The organism is Oceanobacillus sp. FSL W8-0428 (assembly GCF_038004405.1).
Lineage (GTDB): Bacteria > Bacillota > Bacilli > Bacillales > Amphibacillaceae > Oceanobacillus > Oceanobacillus sojae.
In genome coordinates this window covers 14,431-36,247 of record NZ_JBBORB010000001.1, presented here as the reverse complement: position 1 = coordinate 36,247, position 21,817 = coordinate 14,431, and the positions used below count along the sequence as shown (strand labels likewise).

At 38.0% G+C, this 21,817-nt stretch carries 16 protein-coding genes; all 16 read left to right on the top strand.

Annotated features, from left to right (window positions below; all coding sequences use genetic code 11):
• The first annotated feature begins 29 nt into the window (after positions 1-29).
• Positions 30-1,313: an RNA polymerase factor sigma-54 gene (gene rpoN / locus MKY30_RS00155; protein ID WP_147210266.1), complete on the top strand. Its 1,284-nt coding sequence runs from the start codon at positions 30-32 to the stop codon at positions 1,311-1,313.
• Between the two features lie 4 nt (positions 1,314-1,317).
• Positions 1,318-1,545, top strand: coding sequence for a glutaredoxin family protein (locus MKY30_RS00150; RefSeq protein ID WP_147210267.1), 228 nt, complete (start codon positions 1,318-1,320; stop codon positions 1,543-1,545).
• A gap of 294 nt (positions 1,546-1,839) precedes the next feature.
• Positions 1,840-2,859, top strand: coding sequence for a sugar-binding transcriptional regulator (locus MKY30_RS00145; RefSeq protein WP_341082481.1), 1,020 nt, complete (start codon positions 1,840-1,842; stop codon positions 2,857-2,859).
• A gap of 49 nt (positions 2,860-2,908) precedes the next feature.
• Positions 2,909-3,916, top strand: a complete 1,008-nt coding sequence (gap, locus tag MKY30_RS00140) for a type I glyceraldehyde-3-phosphate dehydrogenase (protein ID WP_147210269.1) — start codon at positions 2,909-2,911, stop codon at positions 3,914-3,916.
• 493 nt (positions 3,917-4,409) lie between these two features.
• Positions 4,410-5,591, top strand: coding sequence for a phosphoglycerate kinase (locus tag MKY30_RS00135; RefSeq protein ID WP_339282646.1), 1,182 nt, complete (start codon positions 4,410-4,412; stop codon positions 5,589-5,591).
• Between the two features lie 23 nt (positions 5,592-5,614).
• Complete coding sequence (tpiA, locus tag MKY30_RS00130; protein WP_147210271.1) at positions 5,615-6,370, top strand: triose-phosphate isomerase; 756 nt, start codon at positions 5,615-5,617, stop codon at positions 6,368-6,370.
• Entirely contained in the window at positions 6,367-7,905 is a 1,539-nt protein-coding gene (gpmI, locus tag MKY30_RS00125) for a 2,3-bisphosphoglycerate-independent phosphoglycerate mutase (RefSeq protein WP_156984878.1), read from the top strand. Before tpiA ends, gpmI begins: the two co-directional genes overlap by 4 nt.
• 283 nt (positions 7,906-8,188) lie before the next feature.
• On the top strand, positions 8,189-9,478 hold the full coding sequence (eno, locus tag MKY30_RS00120; protein ID WP_147210273.1) for a phosphopyruvate hydratase: 1,290 nt from the start codon (positions 8,189-8,191) through the stop codon (positions 9,476-9,478).
• 343 nt (positions 9,479-9,821) lie between these two features.
• Positions 9,822-10,442, top strand: coding sequence for a YesL family protein (locus MKY30_RS00115; RefSeq protein ID WP_341082478.1), 621 nt, complete (start codon positions 9,822-9,824; stop codon positions 10,440-10,442).
• A gap of 21 nt (positions 10,443-10,463) precedes the next feature.
• Positions 10,464-12,713 (top strand): AraC family transcriptional regulator, encoded by a 2,250-nt coding sequence (locus tag MKY30_RS00110; RefSeq protein ID WP_339282642.1) that lies wholly within the window; start codon positions 10,464-10,466, stop codon positions 12,711-12,713.
• Between the two features lie 257 nt (positions 12,714-12,970).
• On the top strand, positions 12,971-14,563 hold the full coding sequence (locus tag MKY30_RS00105; RefSeq protein ID WP_341082476.1) for an extracellular solute-binding protein: 1,593 nt from the start codon (positions 12,971-12,973) through the stop codon (positions 14,561-14,563).
• 203 nt (positions 14,564-14,766) lie between these two features.
• A complete protein-coding gene (locus tag MKY30_RS00100) occupies positions 14,767-16,377 on the top strand; it encodes an extracellular solute-binding protein (protein ID WP_339282640.1) in 1,611 nt (536 codons plus the stop codon).
• A 576-nt stretch (positions 16,378-16,953) separates the two neighbouring features.
• Positions 16,954-17,946: an ABC transporter permease gene (locus tag MKY30_RS00095; RefSeq protein WP_339282639.1), complete on the top strand. Its 993-nt coding sequence runs from the start codon at positions 16,954-16,956 to the stop codon at positions 17,944-17,946.
• 15 nt (positions 17,947-17,961) lie between these two features.
• Positions 17,962-18,867, top strand: coding sequence for a carbohydrate ABC transporter permease (locus MKY30_RS00090; protein ID WP_147210279.1), 906 nt, complete (start codon positions 17,962-17,964; stop codon positions 18,865-18,867).
• A 54-nt stretch (positions 18,868-18,921) separates the two neighbouring features.
• Entirely contained in the window at positions 18,922-20,541 is a 1,620-nt protein-coding gene (locus MKY30_RS00085; RefSeq protein ID WP_156984873.1) for an extracellular solute-binding protein, read from the top strand.
• Between the two features lie 355 nt (positions 20,542-20,896).
• Positions 20,897-21,763, top strand: a complete 867-nt coding sequence (locus MKY30_RS00080) for a TIM barrel protein (protein ID WP_156984872.1) — start codon at positions 20,897-20,899, stop codon at positions 21,761-21,763.
• Positions 21,764-21,817 lie beyond the last annotated feature (54 nt).

The window sequence follows — 21,817 nt, the reverse complement described above, 5'->3', positions numbered from 1 at the left end:
TTTCCTAAGAATCGCACGGAGGTCAAAGCATGCAGCAGAGTTTAGTGTTAAAGCAGGCATTATCCTGGAAAATGAATCAATCACTTCATCAATCCATTGAGATTCTGCAGCTTTCCGGTATTGAATTATATGATTATGTACAGAAGATTGCTGAAGAAAATCCTTTGATTGAGGATATCCGTCCAATTGATCAACAGGTGCTCTCGCAGTTTCACGGTGATTCGAATGCCTTTGAAAATATGAATGCCTCGAAAAAAAATATGTACGAGCAATTAAAAGAAAATGTGTACATGCTGTCCATTTCAGAGGAAATAATAAAAGAAGCTGTTTTATTTGGCATTGATTCTTTAAATGAGAACGGGTACCTGGATATAACACTGGAGGATTGGGCAGAGCAGTGCCAATTATCTATGGAAGAAATACAGCAGGCACTTTCTTATCTGCAATCGCTTGATCCGCCTGGAATAGGAGCAAGAAATTTACAAGAGTGTATCCATTTGCAGCTGAAAGAAATGGACAGTGATTATTGCTTTTTAGAGGATCTTTTTGAAAATAATCTTGTTCTGATTGCAGAGGAAGATATTCAAGGCTTAGCTGAAATATATGCTATCACGGAAGATGAGGCAGATAGATTAATTACTAATATGAAGCTTTGCCATCCGAATCCGGGTAAATTATTAGAAGATGAAGAGGTAGAGTATATTATTCCAGAAGCGGTGGTTTTTAAGGAAGATGATGAATGGCGGTTGTCTTTCTTCCACTGGTCAAGCCCGCAAATTCAAATTCGTGAGGATATATTACTGGCTGATATGCCAAAAGATGGAGCAGATTTTTTAAAAGAAAAGAAAAAGGAGTTAGAGATGCTGGATCAGGCCATTCAATACCGCGGGAAAACCTTAGAACAGGTTTTGCGTATTATTGTAAATAAACAATTATCTTTTTTTGAAGAAGGTATAACAGCATTGAAACCTTTGACTCTCCAGGAAATTGCAGATATTTTGGATCTCCATGTCTCGACCATCAGCCGCACCATCAGTCATAAATATTTACAAACTGATTTCGGTATTCTTCGGGTAAAGTATTTATTGCAGCGTGAAGCCCGAAAAGGAGAAGGAGTTGCCCGCGTGGTCGTGAAGCAGTATGTACAGGAGATTATAGCTGATGAAGACCAGGCCCGGCCGCTCTCTGACGAAAAAATTCGCAGGAAACTGGAAGAGCTGTATCAAGTATATGTAGCAAGAAGAACAGTGATGAAATACAGAGAAGAATTGGGTATTCAATCTTCCTCAAAGCGGAAAAGGAGAACGGACTGAGAAAATGATTCAATTCTATACTAAGAATAATTGCCCTTTATGTGACGAAGCAAAAGCATTATTAGATATGCTGAATACGAATAATATTCTAATAGAAGAAATAGATATTTATCAATCGGAGGTTTTATTAGAAAAGTATCAATTAATGATTCCTGTGATAGTATACAAAGAAAAAGAAGTATACGGAAATGAAATAAATATAGAAAATATCAGCAGACTGCTGTCTGAATAAGAAAGAGATTCTCCAAAAGTTGATTTTTGGAGAATCTCTTTCTATATTGCATAAAAAAACAGTTTTAAATAAGTTTCTGTGTTTAACTTCACATGCAATGGGAATAGATAAAGTGTATGCATTTTAATGAAGAAATTAGGGGGTATAAAATGCTTCTTACTTTTGTATAAAATAGCAGCTGTTTTAAGACTTTTTCTTTGCTTTTGATAGGATGTATGTTATAATACAATTGATTCGGGACGTAGAACTACCACCTGGGACGCTTTTAATCCCGAACAGAGGAGAATGGTTAAAATGGATTCCATCATGGCCCTACAGAGAAAAATCGTACCTGAATTGGTTAGTTTGATGCAGGAAAGGTATACGTTATTACAGCATGTACATTTGCATCAGCCAATTGGCAGACGAGCATTAGCGGAAAGTACAAATTTAACAGAGCGGCATGTTCGCGGGGAGATTGATTTTCTTCATGGACAAGGGTTAGTCGAGGTTACTTCGAAGGGTATGTTTATTACCAATGAGGGAAAAGTAGTCCTGGATCAGTTAGCCGCTTTAATTGGAGATTTGTCCCGGTTAGATAATCTGGAGGATCAGTTAAAACGTACTTTATCCGTTGATAATGTGATTGTAGTTCCTGGTGATAGTGATCATAATCCTCAAATAAAAGCGGAGATGGGGAAAGCAAGTGTTGCCTATCTGCAATCTGTCTTACAAAAAAACAATACAGTTGCTGTGACAGGCGGAAGCACTATCGCTGCAGTAGCCGATGCAATGAAACCATTGCCTGAAGGAACAGATGTATTATTTGTCCCTGCAAGAGGCGGTATTGGTGAAAAGGTTGAGAATCAGGCATCGCGTATTGTTTCAGAAATGGCCAGAAGATCAAATAGTCAATATAGAATGCTTTATGTACCAGATCCGATTAGTGATTCCACATACGAACTGATTATTCAGGAACCCCATGTGATTGATGCATTAGCTGTTATTAAAGCTTCTAACATTGTTTTACATGGAATTGGAGATGCATTGCGTATGGCGGAACGAAGGAAGTCTTCCCAGAAAGTATTGGATTTATTAAAGTCGGAAAATGCAGTTTCAGAAGCCTTTGGTTATTACTTTAATGTCGATGGCGATATTGTTTATAAAGTAAAAACAGTAGGATTGCAGCTGGAGGATATGGAGGAGTCAAAGCATATTATTACAGTTGCTGGAGGGGCATCGAAGGGAAATGCAATTAACTCTTACTTTAAACAGGGGAAGAGCAATATGTTAATCACCGATCAAGGTGCTGCAGAAAAGATATTAAGAGGATAACCTCTTTATATAAATAAAAATTTCAAGATATTCTTAGGAGGAATTTAATATGGCTGTAAAAGTTGGTATTAATGGCTTTGGAAGAATTGGACGTAACGTATTTCGTCAATCTTTAAAAAATGATGAAGTGGAGATTGTAGCAATCAACGATTTAACAGATGCTAACATGCTTGCACACTTATTGAAATATGACTCAGTTCATGGAAAATTGGAAGAAGAAATCAGTGTAAATGGTTCTAACCTTGTTGTTGACGGGAAAGAAATCACAGTACTATCTGAACGTGATCCTGCTAACCTTGGATGGGGAGACCTTGGTGTAGAAATCGTTATCGAATCTACTGGTATCTTCACTAAAAAAGCAGATGCTGAAAAACACATTCAAGCAGGAGCTAAAAAAGTAATTATCTCTGCACCAGCTAATGGCGAAGATTTAACAATCGTTATGGGTGTTAATGATGATAAATACGATCCAGCTCAGCACAATGTAGTATCTAATGCTTCTTGTACAACAAACTGCTTAGCACCATTTGCTAAAGTATTAAACGATAACTTTGGCATTAAACGTGGATTAATGACTACAATCCACTCTTATACAAATGATCAGCAAATCCTTGATTTACCGCATAAAGACTATCGTCGTGCGCGTGCAGCTGCTCAAAACATCATCCCTACTTCAACTGGGGCTGCTAAAGCAGTTGGTCTGGTACTACCGGAACTTAACGGTAAATTAAACGGTAATGCAGTACGCGTTCCAACTCCAGATGGTTCATTAACTGACTTAGTTGCTGAACTTGATAAAGAAGTAACTGTTGAAGATGTTAACAATGCAATGAAAGAAGCTGCGCAAGGACCATTAAAAGGAATCCTTGAGTACACTGAAGATCCAATCGTTTCTTCTGATATCGTAGGAAACAATCACTCTTCTATTTTCGATTCTTTATCTACAATCGTAATGGAAGGCAACCTTGTAAAAGTTGTTTCTTGGTATGATAACGAAATGGGTTACTCTTCTCGTTGTGTAGACTTAGCTGTATTCATGGCTAAAAAAGGACTATAAGATAATAAACGACGTTCGTTGTAAGGTAAGCCTCTCCGAACGGTATAAGTAGAGGAGGGAGCAGTTTTCCTCCTCTATTTTCTTTTTATAGGATGTTCAAAAAGCCCATTAAAAATGACGCATCGGGAAAAGGACCTTCTACTAAAAGCGCCCACGTCGTGTGGGCAACGTAGAAGTCACCGCATCCTGCGGAAGTTCGTTAGCTTGTTTCTGCGTTGGGGCTGCGATTACTCGCCCCATTAAAAGAGTTGCTCATGTATTTAAAAACATATATTCCACTACTCGAAGCTGCGCCCACAGGACGTGTTAGTGTCGGCGTTGCAACAAATGTCTTCGATGGGGTGAGTAATCGCAACCCCAGGACGTTGCGATTTTAGCCGACCCGGCCTTTTAACGGACTTTTTGAACACTTATTTTCACTAGAATTAGTAGTAAAGCAAGATAAAATGGTATAATAACGAGAGTTACATATACCTAATTAGGAGGGATTCCGTTGAACAAAAAAACCATTGCTGATTTACAAGTAGAAGGTAAACGTGTATTTTGCCGGGTAGATTTTAACGTGCCTTTAAAAGACGGCGAAATTACGGACGATACACGTATTCGTGCTGCATTGCCGACAATCCGTGAGTTGACGGATAAAGGAGCAAAACTTATCTTAGCGAGTCACCTTGGACGTCCTAAAGGGACAGTTGTAGAGGAACTTCGCTTAGATCCGGTAGCAAAACGTTTGAGCGATTTAATAAACAAAGAAGTAATTAAGACGGATGAAGTCTACGGTGAAGAAGTTAATAAAGCTATCGACCAATTACAAAATGGCGATATTTTATTAATTGAGAACGTTCGTTTTGAGGCTGGTGAGGAAAAGAATGATCCAGCGTTAGTTGATGCATTTGCACAAATGGCTGATGTATATGTAAATGATGCCTTTGGAGCAGCACACCGTGCCCATGCTTCTACAACAGGTATTGCTACAAAGCTTCCAGCTGCAGCAGGACTTTTAATGGAAAAAGAAATCGAAGTTCTCGGGAAAGCATTGGAAGATCCGGCGCGTCCATTTACAGCAATTATCGGCGGAGCAAAGGTAAAAGATAAAATCAATGTTATTGATAATCTGCTCGACAAAGTTGATAACTTGATTATTGGCGGCGGATTAGCTTATACATTTATTAAAGCGCAAGGGTATGAAATTGGTAAATCTCTATTAGAGGAAGACAAAATTGATTTAGCGAAAGAGTTTATGCAAAAAGCAGAAGACAAAGGCGTTAATTTTGTTTTACCAGTTGATGCAGTTGTAGCAGATGATTTTTCAGAAGATGCGAATACGAAAATTGTTGATATCGATCAAATTCCTGCTGATTGGGAAGCGTTGGATATCGGAACAAAAACTCGTGAAGCATTTGCTTCAATCATAAAAGATTCTAAATTAGTTATTTGGAATGGGCCAATGGGTGTATTTGAATTAAATGCATTTGCCGGCGGTACAAAAGCAGTTGCTGACGCTGTAGCTGAAACAGAAGGATTCTCTGTTATTGGCGGTGGAGACTCTGCAGCGGCAGTAGAAAAATTCGGTCTGGCAAGTGAAATGAACCATGTATCTACAGGCGGGGGAGCTTCGTTAGAATTTATGGAAGGTAAAGTTCTGCCGGGAGTAGATGCGTTAAACGATAAATAATTAAGAATGGATGAGGTGAGCGCATGCGAAAAGTAGTTATTGCGGGAAACTGGAAAATGAATAAAACACTGGCGGAAGCATCTGATTTTATGGATGCCGTTATTCCAAAAGCTTCAGGTGGGAATACAGAAGCAATTGTTTGTGCACCTTTCGTACATTTACCTGCTCTTGTTGAAAAAGCAAAGGGTTCAAATGTGAAAGTTGCTGCTCAAAACATGCACTTTAAAGAATCTGGAGCTTACACTGGGGAAGTCAGCCCGGTTATGTTAACAGATATAGGCGTAACACATGTTGTTATCGGACACTCTGAACGCCGTGAGTATTTTGCGGAAACAGATGAAACTGTTAATCAAAAAACAAAAGCAGCCTTTGCACATGGCTTAACTCCAATTGTTTGTGTAGGTGAAACACTGGAACAGCGTGAAGCAAACGAAACCATGGATGTTGTTGGCAATCAGGTAAAAAAAGCATTGGCAGGGTTATCTGATGAGCAAGTAACACAAACAATTGTTGCATATGAGCCAATTTGGGCAATTGGAACAGGAAAAACAGCTTCCAGCGAGGATGCAAATGAAGTTTGTGCAAAAACACGTAAAGTAATTGCAGAAATTACTTCTCAAGGCATAGCTGACCAAGTAATTATCCAATATGGCGGCAGCGTAAAGCCTGCTAATATTGATGAACTTCTTGCTCAATCTGATATTGATGGAGCACTTGTCGGCGGCGCAAGCTTAGAACCGGAATCCTTTGTTCAATTAGTGGAGGCAGGTACAAAATGAGTCAAGATAAATTAGCTGCATTAATTATTCTGGATGGCTTTGCTATCCGTGATGAAGTAAAAGGAAATGCAGTCAAGCAGGCAAACACACCAAACTTTGACCGTTATTGGAATGCTTATGCACATAATCAGCTGACTGCTTCCGGTAACGCAGTTGGACTGCCTGAGGGCCAAATGGGTAACTCTGAGGTTGGTCATTTAAATATTGGCGCAGGCCGTGTTGTTTATCAAAGTTTGACACGTGTTAATCTATCTATTGAGGAAGGCGACTTTTTCGAGGTAGATGCACTTGTTGATGCTGTAAAACATGCAAAAGAGAAAGATAAAGCATTACATCTTTTCGGGCTTTTATCTGATGGCGGTGTGCATAGTCATATCAATCATCTATTCGCCTTATTGGAACTGGCAAAGCAGCATGGTTTAGAGAAAGTATATGTTCATGCTTTCCTTGATGGCCGTGATGTAGGTCCACAAACAGCGGGTGAATATCTGAAACAGACTGAAGAAAAAATGAAGGAATTAGGAGTAGGTCAAATTGCGACCGTTTCTGGACGCTACTATTCCATGGACCGCGATAAGCGCTGGGATCGTGTGAAAAAAGCATATGATGCTATGGTTTATGGAGAAGGCCCTTCTTATCACAGTGCTGCTGAAGTAGTAGAAGACAGCTATAAAAACGAAATTTACGATGAATTTGTGATTCCTTCTGTTATTACAGATGAGAATGATAAACCTGTTGCAACTATTGAAGACGAAGATGCTATTATCTTCTATAACTTCCGTCCTGACCGCGCTATTCAGGTTTCAAGAACATTTGCAAACGACGATTTCAGAGATTTCGACCGCGGAGAGAAAGCTCCAAAGAATCTTGAGTTTGTTATGATGACGAACTTCAGTGAAACTGTGGATGGATATGTTGCATATAAACCAATTAACTTGGATAATACGATTGGCGAAGTTTTAGCTCAGAACAACCTGAACCAATTACGTATTGCAGAAACAGAAAAATATCCACATGTCACCTTCTTTATGAGCGGTGGCCGTGAAAAAGAATTTGATGGTGAAAAACGTATTCTTATTGATTCACCAAAAGTAGCAACCTACGATTTGCAACCGGAAATGAGTGCTTATGAAGTAACGGACGCGTTATTAAAAGAACTTGACGGCGGAGAGCAGAATGCGATTATCTTAAACTTTGCCAATCCGGATATGGTAGGTCATTCAGGAATGCTGCAACCGACTATCGATGCGATTGAAGCAGTCGATGAATGTCTTGGTAAAATTGTTGACAAGATTACGGAGTTAGGTGGACATGCTATTATTACAGCTGACCACGGAAACTCTGATGAGGTTATTACATTGGAAGATAAACCAATGACTGCCCATACAACAAACCCTGTTCCCGTTATCGTAACGAAAGATGATATAACATTGCGGGACGGCGGCATTCTTGCTGACTTGGCACCAACATTATTAGATTTACTTGATGTAGAGAAACCGGAAGAAATGACTGGTTCATCCTTGATTAAAAAATAAAAATTTAAAATAAATAGTCAAAAAGATTGGTGGAAATGACCAAGAAGTTTGAGGCAGCGCAGTATTGAGTAGCGGAACGTATGCTTTTAATACGTGAGCAGCTCTTTTAATGGGGGCGAGTAATCGCAGTCCCAGCCCCAACGGAAATGCAAGCTAACGAGCTTTCACAGGATGTGATGACTTCTACGTTGTCCACAGGACGTGGACGTACTTAGTAGAAGTACCTTTTCCTGAAGTGTCATTTTTGACGAACTTTTTGAATTACATTAAAGGAGAGAAAATAATGCCATATATTACTGACGTATACGCAAGAGAAGTATTAGACTCAAGAGGTAACCCGACTGTTGAGGTAGAAATTTTCACTGAATCCGGAGCTTTTGGCTCTGCAATCGTACCAAGCGGTGCTTCTACAGGTGAATATGAAGCTGTAGAATTACGTGATGGCGATAAAAACCGTTACCTTGGTAAAGGTGTTGAAAAAGCGGTAGAAAACGTAAATGAAATCATTGCTCCTGAACTAATCGGTTTAGATGCAACCCGTCAAAATATTATTGATGCTTTAATGATCGATTTAGATGGTACAGAAAACAAAGGAAAATTAGGCGCTAATGCTATCTTAGGCGTATCTATGGCAGCAGCCCGTGCAGCAGCTAACCACTTAGAGGTTCCTTTATACAACTATCTTGGCGGATTCAATGCAAAAACTCTTCCAACACCAATGATGAATATCTTAAATGGTGGAGAGCATGCAGATAACAACGTAGATATTCAAGAATTCATGATTATGCCTGTAGGCGCAGATTCTTTCAAAGAAGCACTACGCACAGGCGCTGAAATCTTCCACTCCCTGAAAAAAGTATTAGGCTCAAAAGGTTATAATACTGCTGTTGGGGACGAAGGTGGATTTGCTCCAAACCTTGGTTCCAATGAAGAAGCTCTTCAAACAATTGTTGAAGCAATTGAAGCTGCCGGTTACAAGCCTGGCGAAGAAGTAAAACTTGCTATGGATGTAGCTGCTTCTGAAATCTACAGCGATGGTAAATACAACCTTAAAGGGGAAGGCGTTGTACGTACTTCTGAAGAAATGGTTGACTGGTACGAAGAAATGATTTCTAAATACCCAATCATCTCTATTGAAGATGGTTTAGATGAAAACGACTGGGACGGCTTCAAATTATTAACAGATCGTCTTGGCGATAAAGTACAGCTTGTAGGTGACGATTTATTTGTTACAAACACTGCAAAACTTTCTAAAGGTATCGAACAGGGTATTGGTAACTCTATCCTTATCAAAGTTAACCAAATCGGTACACTTACAGAAACTTTTGAAGCAATTGAAATGGCGAAACGTGCTGGCTATACAGCTGTTATCTCTCACCGTTCTGGTGAAACAGAAGATACAACAATTGCTGATATTGCAGTTGCCACAAATGCTGGTCAAATCAAAACAGGTGCTCCATCCCGTACAGACCGTGTTGCGAAATACAACCAGTTACTTCGCATTGAAGATGAATTAGCTGGCATGGGCGAGTATGGCGGATTAACTTCTTTCTACAACTTAGCCGATAAATAATATGTAATAAAAATGGAGAAACCTCTGTCTAAGATGAATGATTCATCATAGACAGAGGTTTTTTTAATCAGATACTTTTCTTGTTTTTATCGTAAAAGTATTTCAGTGCAGTGAAAATTTGAAGTGCGGGTAAGGTGATGGATTTCAAAAAAATGTATATTGTAAGGGCAAAATTATATCGAAAGAGCGTAAAATTTGAGCCTACCAAAAGATGGATAAGTATGATATGTTTGTTATACAGAGAGGGTAAGTTGTAATTTTTATTATTTGATAAATAAGAAGATTCGGATGTATCGAACAATTTATTAATGAGAGGCCGATAACATTAAATGGGAGGGGAAATATGTCAGCACTAAGCGGTTTTATTAAGGTTTTTTACGATTTTGGAAATTGGTTATCTAAAATGATTTATTTACAAATACTCTGGCTTATGTTTACTATATTAGGACTTGGTCTTTTTGGGGTTATTCCAGCAACTGTTTCGGTGACTACAGTTATAAGTAAATGGTTCCAGGAAGGATACGATGCGCCTATTTTTCAGGTTTTTCTTCATACATATAAGAAACAATTTTTAAGATCGAATGGGCTGGGAATTGTTCTTCTAGGGATAGGCGTCTTTCTATATATGGATTTGAACATATCTAAACAAGTAATCCAATCTGCGTTTATCCATTCTTTATTATTACTTATCGTTTTACTATATATCGTGGTTCTTTTATATTTCTTTCCTGTATTTTCACGTTATAAATTAAAATACTTTCAATATTTCAAGCAATCCTTCTTCGTTGCATTTGCCCGGCCTTTTGAAACAATTGCTATGCTGTTATGCATTTTATTGCTGTATTATTTATTTATATATCTTCCGGTGCTGACTTTTTTTTTTGGAGCGTCATTGACTATTTTTCCTATTACATGGTTTGCTCATAGAGCTTTTATTCAATTGGAAGAAAAAAAGATGAATTAAAAATAAAAGGAGGCCAGGGAGTTGTCTAAATTTAAATGGTTAAAATCCCGCTTATTATACAAATATATTGTCTCCTATCTATTAATATTTCTAGTTCCATTTTCTGTTTTAAGTTTTATCGTATACAAGAATTCGGTTTCCAGTTTACGTGAAGAAATTGAACAGGCCAATATCAGTAAATTGGAACAAGTAAAACAATTGACAGATGAAAGAATGAATGAATTGGAAACGCTTGCTGCAAGAATATCCTATGATCCCCGTTTAACTCCCTACATGGTGAGTGATGATTATTACGGTGGTGAGGCCATCGATGAGTTGAAAAAATATAAAGCAAATAGTTCCATTATAGAAGAATTATTTGTTTATTATCATTCAAAAGATATTTTGTATTCCACTAATGGCTCTTACCCGCTTAATGTACTCTTAGAAAGAAAATACCAGTTTGAGGATTGGGAAAAAGAACAGTTTATAGAAGAATTACATACGAATTTGCCAATGATTAAATCTGCTGAAAATATCATTACAAATGAAGGAAATAAGGAACGCGTTGTCGCTTATTTGTTCCCAATTGCACCAAATAATCCGACGCCTTATGGAACGGTGATGTTTTTTATTAAGGAATCTATGATGAATGACCAGATGGAAACCATTCTTGGCGATTTTGAAGGAAATGCATATATTTTGAATGAAAATAATGAAGAGGTTGCAGCTGCAATACATGATGAAGATATTGCACAGTCAGATTTGGATAAGATTATTGGAAACAAGCAGGGGATCGATAATTTAAAAATTAATGGGAATGAATATTCACGTTCAACTGTTAAATCGGATGACAGTGGTTGGACATTTGTAACGATCCTGGATACGGAACAGTTTTTTGAAAGATTGCAGCATACAAAGCAATTAATCCTCTTGATTATAACAGGGATTTTTGTGTTGGGTATTGTGCTTGCAGTTTATTTGGGCAGAAATCAGTACAAGCCGATAAAAAAATTGTTTGAACTGACAAATGGCGGCCTTAATAATGAAAATAAAAATGAGTTGGAAACTATTCAACACCGTATTTCGCATATTTATCACGATTATCAGATGATTAATGAAACCGTCGATTTACAGCAGCCTTTTGCAAGGGAACAACTGTTGGTCCGTTTGCTAAGAGGAGATATAAATGATGAGAAAGAAATAGAGAAGATGCTGGATACATTGCATATTCCAATAAAAGCTGAAGCCTACTTTGTTGCCATAATCTTTTTTGAGGAAAAAAATGTTAAAGCAAATGAAGTAGAAATAAGGGAGAAAGTATTAAAGGATTTTTCTGAACTTGCACTGACGAATGCCGTTGGGCAGGCTGTCAATTTACTTTATAATGACACATTCGCGTTGATTATCGGCTTAGAGAAAAGACATGGGAATGCTGGGCAAGAAAGGGGACAGGTAATTAGAGAAGTACAGTATTATATGAGAGAGAGGCTTTCCTCGGAGCCTACAATTAGTGTGGGAGGAATTTGTAATGAAAAAAAATCAATAAATCGTTCCTACATTGAAGCACTGGCAGCTATGGATTATAAATTTATGTATCCAGCGGGAAGCATTATTAACTTTGAAGATATAAGTTTGGAACAGGAGCAGGTCTTCGGTTACCCTAGAGAAGAACAAATAAAACTGGTGCAGAGTTTAAAACAGGGTGATGTGGCAGTAGCAAAGGAAACGTTAACTGACATTTTTTCGCTGCATACAAAGAAAGGGCTTCCACTGCATGCTGTGAAGTTGATATACTACGATATTATTAATACGGTTATTAAAACAATATCGGATCTTGGGCTCAGGAACCATATACAAAATATTGATAAACTTGCAGAATTTAGCTCGTCTGAACAGCTGCATAGAGATTTGCTGACAATGATTCAGGAGGTCTGCAAGGAAGTTGCAAAAGATAAAGAAAGCCATAATGATCAGTTACGAAAAGATATTCTAAACTATATACAGCTCAATTTTGATCAGTACGACCTATCACTGGGGAAAATTGCAGTTGAATTCCAACTATCGGCATCTTATGTCAGCCGCTTTATTAAAGACCAAACCGGTGTAAATTTCTCTGAATATGTACAAGAGCTAAGAATGAATTATGTTAAACAGCAATTGGTAAAAAGCAATGATTCAATCAAGCAGATTGTTTTGAATGTCGGATATAAGGATGTTGCTAATTTTACCAGGAAATTCAAAAAGAATGTTGGTATCACACCAGGACAATATCGCAGGTTTAATCGATAATAAAAATGAGGGGAACCAAGAGGTTCTCCTCATTTTTGTAATAATCAGCATAGTTGGACAAGTTTCACATATCACATAAAGTATAAAACCTTTGTAAACAAATGTTGCCTAGTAACAGTGACAATTCATACGCAAATACACATATTGAAAACGGTTTCAAAAAGAACTAATATGTAAGCATTACAAAAAAAGGAGGTACTGTAAATTCTGCCGAAATCTATCAACTCACTATAAAAGAGTAAGAAAGGAGATTATGGATGGGGAATAGAGTGATGATGTCAGTTGTTACAATCGTTACAGCGTGTTTTATATCAGCTTGTTCATCGGGAGCTGAGGAGGATAAACAACATGCCATTGATGTAGAAGTAAGAAAAGAAGGTTTTCCAATTGTTGATGAAGAAATTACGATGACGATGATGGGGCCGAATGCACAAGGTACAGAATGGAAGGATATGCCCTTTTTTCAAGATTATGCAGAAGAAACCAATATACATTTTGAATTTAATACTCCCCCGGCCAGTGATTTTGGCACAAACTTAAATCTTGCTCTATCCAGCGGTGATTTAGACGATATTATTTATGGACCAATTGATTTGACTTCAGGTATGGAAGGAGAATACGGAGAGCAGGGTCTATTTTTACCTTTAGAGGATTTAATCGAGGAGTATGGACCGAACATGAAAAAAGTGCTGGAAGAAAGACCGGATATCAAAAAATCGATTACTTCAGCAGACGGTCATATTTATGCTTTGCCCCATAATAATACGGATCACAGAGGAAAATGGGTGAACCCTGTGTGGTATAACGGAAAGTGGCTGGATTCTTTAGAAGTAGAGGAGCTGCCTGAATCAACAGATGAACTTTATGATTTATTAATTCAATTCCGGGATGAAGATCCAAATGAAAATGGGGAAGCGGATGAAATTCCAATCAGCAGTGAAGGAATGGACCCCATCAGAATGTTATTTCTGAACGCTTTCGGTTTGAAAAGCCAAGGTATAGAAGAAATAGATGGCGAAGTTCGCTATGCGCCAATAACCGAAAATTATAAAGAATATTTAATATATATGAACAGGTTATATGAGGAGAACTTGCTGGATCCTGAGACATTTTCTCAATCTGAAGATCAAGTAAACGCAAAAGGACAGGAAAATAAAATTGGTCTGCTGGGAGGTTACTATTCTTACTTTTTAACTGGTGAGGCAAATGATGAAGCAGTAAATAATCCAATGACTGTTCCATTAACAAGTCCGGTGTCTGATGAATTAATTGTTACTGCATCGCAAGGTTTTAACCGTGGCGCTTTTATTTTAACGGAAGAAAATCCTTATCCGGAGGCATCTATCAGATGGGCAGATTATTTTTATACGGAGGATGGAGGAGTATACCTTGACCAGGGGCCTGAAGGGTATAGATGGGAATGGGCTGACGAAGAAAAAAATAAAAGAAATCAGCTTCCCCTGCCTGAAGGATATGACAATACAGAAGAATACCGCAAGACGTTAACACCATCATATGGAATTGCAGCACCATTTTTAAATCCTCCTCTTGAGGTAAAAGAAGAGCCTGATGATTTTGCTCTTTTTACAATTGATGAAACAGAAGAAAAAAGAGAACCATATTATCAGGTTGCTATTCCTGAAGTAAGTATAAAAAGAGAAGAACAAAAAGAAATAAATACGATTGAAGTAGATTTGGAGTCATATGTGGAACAAATGGAAGCAAAATTTATCACCGGTGTGGAGCCGATATCAAATTGGGATAAATATGTAGAAACAATAAAGGAGATGGGCATTGACAGATATGTTGAAATTCATCAGGAGGCCTATAACAACTGGAGGAGTAACTAGATTTCCTACTTGCTTTCGCTAATATGTAAACCCTAAAAGTCCGTCGACCCGGGCAGTGTTCTGAAAAAATAAGTTTTGTCTGGCTATCTTTCTATATAGAGAAATAGTGAAAAATTCTATTGTAGTACTATCTCAATGATTGCTGGACTTATGGAGCGATTTTAAATAAAAAAGTTAATAAATTACTATATTGGGGGATTAAAATGAGGAAGATTTGGAAATTATTTATAGCTGTTACCTTATTGATGTCTATATTGACAGCATGTGCTTCCACGGAGAAGGTAGATGATGAAGAAAATAAAAAAATGGAACATGCTGCAAGTGTAGATGTAAATAAAGAAGGTTTTCCTATCGTAGATGAAGAGATAGAGTTGACCCTGATGGCGCCAGGTGCCGGTATGGAGGAGTGGAGCAATATGGAAACTTTAATTGCCTATTCAGATATGACAAATGTTAAATTTAAATACACCACCCCTCCAATGAATGATTTTCAAACGAAGCTTAATTTAGCCTTTGCAAGTGAAGATATGGGAGACATTATCTACGCTGCCGGGTCTGATGATTTAACTCCCGCGATGGAAGTAGATTACGGGGAACAAGGATTATTAATTCCTTTAGAAGAATTAATTAAAGAATATGCTCCACATATCCAAAAAATGTTAGAAGAAAATCCGGATGTAAAAAGATCTATCACTACTGTGGACGGACATATTTATTCCTTGCCGAGAGTGTCTGTCGGTTCAACCTCAATCTGGTACAAAGGACCAATCTGGTATAACGGAAAATGGCTGGAAGCGCTTGATGTAAAAGAATTACCTGAAACAACAGATGAATTTTATGAACTACTGGTTCGTTTTAGAGATGAAGATCCTAATGGAAATGGGGAAGCCGATGAGATCCCGATGATTGATGTGAACATGGATAGCACACGTCATTGGATGTTAGGAGCTTTTGGGATGAAGGAGTGGGGGATTGAAGAACAGAATGGAAAAGTCCGATATACCCCAATTACAGAGGAGTATAAATCATATTTAACGTATATGAATAAACTTTATAGCGAAAAATTATTGGACTCGGAGACATTTTCACAAGCAGATGAACAAAAGAAGGCAAAAGGACAGAATAACAGAGTAGGAGCTTTTCCAGATTACTTTTCATTTTTTACCACTGGAGAAGCTGAAGACGAATCGATGAACAATCCGATGTTCCAGCCTTTGACAAGCCCTGTTTCAGAGGAGCCCATTATACCGAGAAATCCTGCAATTGAGCGAGGAACCTTCTCTATTACAAATAAAAATCCTAATCCGGAAGCATCGATTAGATGGATTGATTATTTTTATTCGCAAGAAGGCTATGAATTTTTAAACATGGGACCGGAAGGAGAGCTTTGGGAGTGGGAAGGGGAAAAAAGAAAATTACTCGATGTCCCTCAAGGCTATGATTCCAGGGAAGATTTCCGAGCCACTATTTCTCCGGATTACGGGATTCCGACACCAACAAAGAGTGGTCCAATCCGTGGATTAGAAGAATCAGATTTCGATAAATTTATTGCTGCGGAAACAAAAGAAAAAATCGAACCCTATGCTGAAGTACCTTTTCCTTTAGTCTATTTAACAACAGACGAGCAAAAGAAAGTTAATACGATTGAAGTAGATTTGAAATCCTATGTCCAGCAAATGGAAGCAAAGTTTATTACAGGCGTAGAACCATTATCCAATTGGGATAATTATGTAGAAACAGTTCAGAAAATGAATACAGAAGAATATGTGGAAATCTATCAGCAAGCCTATGATCGATGGAAAGAAAGTGATTAATAGAAGTTGAGTTTAACTATAAAACTAAGAAATATATAATTAAATTAATTCATTCGCTAAATAGAAATGTAAATAGGGAAAAGTAGCCTGATAACTTGTTTTTTAAAACGAGCTTATATCAGGCTTTTTTATAGACTTCTCATATGTCTTGAAAATGTGGATGTCACTTATTTCTACTGTGATGATACTATCCAGTTGATAAGAAAATTACGGGATCGGCCATACTTGGTTAATCAAGTATATCCAATATGTCTCGAATTCTTTTATCAGCTTTTTTATTAGCTTTTGGCGGAGGACTGATTCTCCTTTTGCGTTATACGCAGAAGAGAGAAAATCAGTAGATGGTTTGATTACTACATAATTTGTAAACGGTGCTATTATAGCGTTTATCATGGTTTCAACGTATTTGACATAGGTGAACAAATTTAACATATCTTAAATTTTTAAGTTTATTGGTGGGCGGGCGGTAAATCGATTCTTGCAGTGTATGGCTACAAGTTATAACCAAATATACATATTGAATCTGTATTCAGAAAAATCTAGAATGAAAGCAGTTACATGAGGGGAGGAAAGGATATGGATTCAAATACGGCAACGGTGTTAACCGAGGAAGAAAAGCAACAAACACCAAAAAGCAGGAAAGTTCCGGCAAAACTGCCAAAGCCAAAAAAGAAGAATAAAAAAATATTACAGAATTGGCAGCTGTACATATTTATTTTACCTGCCTTTTTATATTTTTTTATTTTTCATTATATTCCAATGTACGGTATTCAAATTGCTTTTAAAGATTTTATTCCTTCGAGTGGGATTTGGGGAAGCGAATGGGTAGGGCTAGAACATTTTAAACGATTTTTTGATTCATATTATTTCTGGGACCTTATAAAGAATACGTTGGGACTCAGCGTGTATGAATTAATCATCGGATTTCCACTGCCTATTATTTTGGCGCTTGCTTTAAACGAAGCAAAGGATGGGCTATATAAAAGAACGGTACAAACAGTCACTTATGCACCCCATTTTATATCAGTTGTAGTAATGGCCGGTATGATTATTGCTTTTCTTTCTCCTGCAACGGGGATTATAAACCACGGGCTTACATTATTGGGATTAGATCCAATTCCTTTTATGAGTGATCCGAAATGGTTTAAGACAGTATATGTTTTTTCCGGCGTATGGCAAAGCACTGGCTGGGGAACGATTATTTATTTGGCGGCGCTTTCCGGAGTGGATCCACAGCATCATGAAGCAGCAATTGTAGATGGAGCAACCAGACTGCAACGGATTTGGCATATCAACATTCCCGCTCTCGTACCGACGATGATTATACTGTTAATTATGAACCTGGGAAATATCATGGCAATGGGGTTCGAGAAAATCTTGCTTTTACAAAATCCGCTTAACTTGGAATCGTCTAATGTTATCGCAACATTTGTTTACCAGGCTGGATTGTTGGATGCACAGTACAGTTTTGCAGCTGCAGTCGGTCTATTTAACTCAGTAATTAACGCAATTCTGCTTATAACTGTCAACCAAATTGCAAAAAAACGATCAGAAACAAGTTTATGGTAAAAAGGGAGGGTTTTGATGAATTCAGCTATCAGTGAAACAATGACCGATAAGATTATAAAAATTCTGATTTACGTTTTCCTGGGTTTTGCTACGTTAATTGTATTGTATCCTCTGGTATATATAATCAGTGCATCTATTAGTGACCCTGCCGATGTGAATTCAGGAAAAATGTGGCTTTTTCCTAAAGGAATTACGTTTGAAGGATATCGCATTATTTTTGAAAATGGTGCAATCTGGAAAGGGTATTTAAATACCCTATTCTATACAGTATTGGGGACAACAATTAATCTTGCCGTAACTATACCTGCAGCATATGCCTTGTCGAGGAAGGATTTTGCGGGCAGAAATTTATTCATGGCAATGTTCGTAATTACTATGTTTTTCAGTGGCGGGTTGATTCCTACTTATCTGGTTGTAAAAAGTCTTGGGTTAATCGACACCATTTGGGCAATGGTTCTGCCAAATGCAGCGGCTGTCTGGAATATTGTTATTGCCAGGGTGTTTTTCCAGTCAACGATCCCGAAAGAACTGGAGGAAGCGGCAATTATTGACGGAGCATCTAACTTTAAAATGTTTTTCAAAATCATATTGCCTTTGTCTATGCCTATTATCGCAGTAATGGGACTATTCTATGGTGTAGGACATTGGAATGGCTACTTTAATGCATTGATTTATTTATCAGACAAAGAACTGTTTCCGCTTCAGCTGGTTTTGAGGGAAATACTTGTTTTACAAGAAATGGCTTCACAGAACACGGATGTAACAGGAAGTATGGCAGAAGCAATGCACAGTAAGCAACAACTTGCAGCAGTTATCAAATATGGTGTAATGATTGTTTCCACCTTGCCGATTATTATTATATATCCATTTTTACAACGCTTCTTCGTAAAGGGTGTTATGATCGGCTCGCTAAAAGGTTAGAGATGAATAATATGAAATTTATGGATTATTTGTAAAATGGAAAGGAGAATAACAATGAAACAAACTTGGAGGCTGCTAGTAACTTTAATGCTATTCATCACCATAATGGCAGCATGCGGTTCAGATGAAGAAACGCAAAAAAGAGATGCAAATGCACAAAAAGCAGCAGAAGCGGAGGTCAACAAAGAGGGATTTCCTATTGTGGATGAAGAAATACAATTAACAATGATGGCTCCAGGAAACGGAATCGAAGAGTGGGAAAATATGGAGCTGCTGAAGGACTATACAGAGAAGACCAACATTCAATTCAAATACGTTACGCCGCCGGCCAGTGATTTTCAGACAAAGCTGAACCTTGCCTTTACCAGCGGGGACATAGGGGATATTATTTACGGTGCAGGCACAGATAATTTGACACCTGGGATGGAGGTTGATTATGGAGAGCAGGGTGTACTTATACCACTGGAAGAATTGATTGAAGAATATGCACCGAATTTGAAAAAACTGCTGGAAGAAAGACCGGATATTAAAAAGTCAATTACAACCGTTGACGGCCACATCTACTCCTTACCGATGGTCAGTGATGAAACAACTGCACAATGGTATACAGGGCCATTATGGTATAACGGGAAATGGCTGGAAGCACTAGGAGTTGAGGAATTACCCAAAACTACAGATGAATTCTATGAATTATTGAAACGGTTTAAAGAAGAAGATCCAAACGGAAATGGACAAGCTGATGAAATTCCGTTATTGGATGTAAAAATGGAAAGCTCCCGTCCATGGCTGCTTGCTGCATTTGGTATCAAGGAATGGGGAATTGAAGAAAATAACGGAAAAGTGCGTTATGCCCCAATGGAAGAAGCATATAAAGAGTATTTGACGTATATGCATAAACTTTATGAAGAAGGGTTATTGGATTCGGAAACATTTTCTCAGTCTGATGAACAGAAAAAGGCCAAAGGTCAAGACAGCCGCATTGGTGTTTTCCCGGATTGGTACTCTTTCTTTACTACTGGAGAACCGGAAGAAGAAGCTGTCGGGAATCCAATGTTCTATCCTTTGACGAATGACGATTCCAGAGAGCCTGTAATTCCTCTTGGTCACGGGATGTCCAGAGGAGCCTTCTCTATTTCAGAAAGTAATCCGAATCCAGAAGCATCGATTCGCTGGATTGATTATTTCTACTCCAAAGAAGGATTTGAATATTTGAATATGGGACCAGAAGGGCATCTATGGGAGTGGGAAGATGAAGAAGAAGGAACGAAGCAGAAGCTTGATACACCGGAAGGATATGAGTCTTCAGAGGATTATCGGGGTTCGCTTACTCCCGACTATGGTATTACAACACCGTCATTAAGAAATGATCTGGATAGTTTGGGAGAAGATACTCAATTTGAACAATTTATTAAGGAAGAAACAGCGGAAAAGATTGAACCGTTTGGCGAAATCGGATATCCTCTTGTTTATTTGACAAAAGAGGAGCAAAAAGAAGTAAACAATATTGAAGTGGACTTGAATTCTTATGTAGAACAAATGGAGGCGAAATTTATTACAGGTGTGGAGCCATTATCCAACTGGGATAATTATGTTGATACCATTGAAAAGATGAATATCAAACGTTACGTGGAGATTTATCAGGATGCTTATAATCGCTGGAAAGAAAATGATTAACAACGAAAGGATGATGTGAAAAAACATGTCGATAGGTTAAAATAGTTGAGTAGTAAATGCATATAGAATGATGTAATCGCTTTCGACTTACCGCCAGAAAAAAGTATGTTTGAATACTTTGAAATGAATTTGCGGCAAATAGCAGAAAGAAGGTCGTCAAACTTATGAAAGAGCCAGGATATAACAGCCATTTAATATTGGAATGTGAAGAAATAGAGGATTGTGTAGAGACATACAGGGCAAGCGCGGATCATACCATCGTTTTCTTGGGAAGGCACAGTCCCTTCAGACATGAAAATTTTAAACACACTAGATATATGAAAAGGAAACAAATAACTGCTGGAGGTGTTCGAAAATGAAGCTTGGGATAAGTTCTTATAGTTTAGTGAAGGCGCTGAATGTCGGAGAAATGACCATTTTGGATGTTATTGATTTGACAGCAGCTCAGGGAGGAAAGCATATTGAATTGGTGCCAATGGGATATACATTGACCGATAATCCGGGTTTAATTAAAAAAATTAAAGAAAGAGTAAAAGAGGTTGGAATTGAAATTTCTAATTATGCTATTGGTGCAGATTTTCTGCCGGCTACAGCAGAAGCATATGAACAGGAGGTGGAGCGTGTCAAAAAAGAAGTAGATGTCGCTGACGCATTAGGAGTTAAGCGGATGCGGCATGATGTTTCATTTAAACCGATCCAGGAAACTTCGATTCAACAGTTTGAAAAAGACCTGCCGCGGCTGGTGGAAGCCTGTCAACGGATAGCTGACTACGCAAAGAAATACGATATTGTGACCAGCATTGAAAATCATGGTTTTTATGTTCAGGCAAGCGACCGAATTCAGCGTTTACTTAGCAGTGTGGATCGGGAAAATTTTAAAACGACTTTGGATGTCGGAAATTTCCTCTGTGTGGATGAAGACCCTGTTGCTGCCGTGAAGAAAAATATAAAAGATGCATCTATGATTCATATCAAGGATTTCTATTATCGTCCAGCATCTGCGCATTATCTTGGTGAAGGCTGGTTTCAAACAGCTTCAGGTAATTATTTACGCGGAGCAATCAGTGGACATGGAGATATCAACTTGTACGATATCATCCATGTCATCAAGCAATCCGGCTATGATGGATACATTTCAATTGAATTCGAAGGAATGGAAGAATGCAGACAAGCTACTAAAATTAGTTTGAACAATGTTCAGAATATCTGGAATGAAATCTGAAATAAGAAAAAGGGCCGGCAGTGGAGGGAATTAAAGCTGGTATTATTGGCGCCT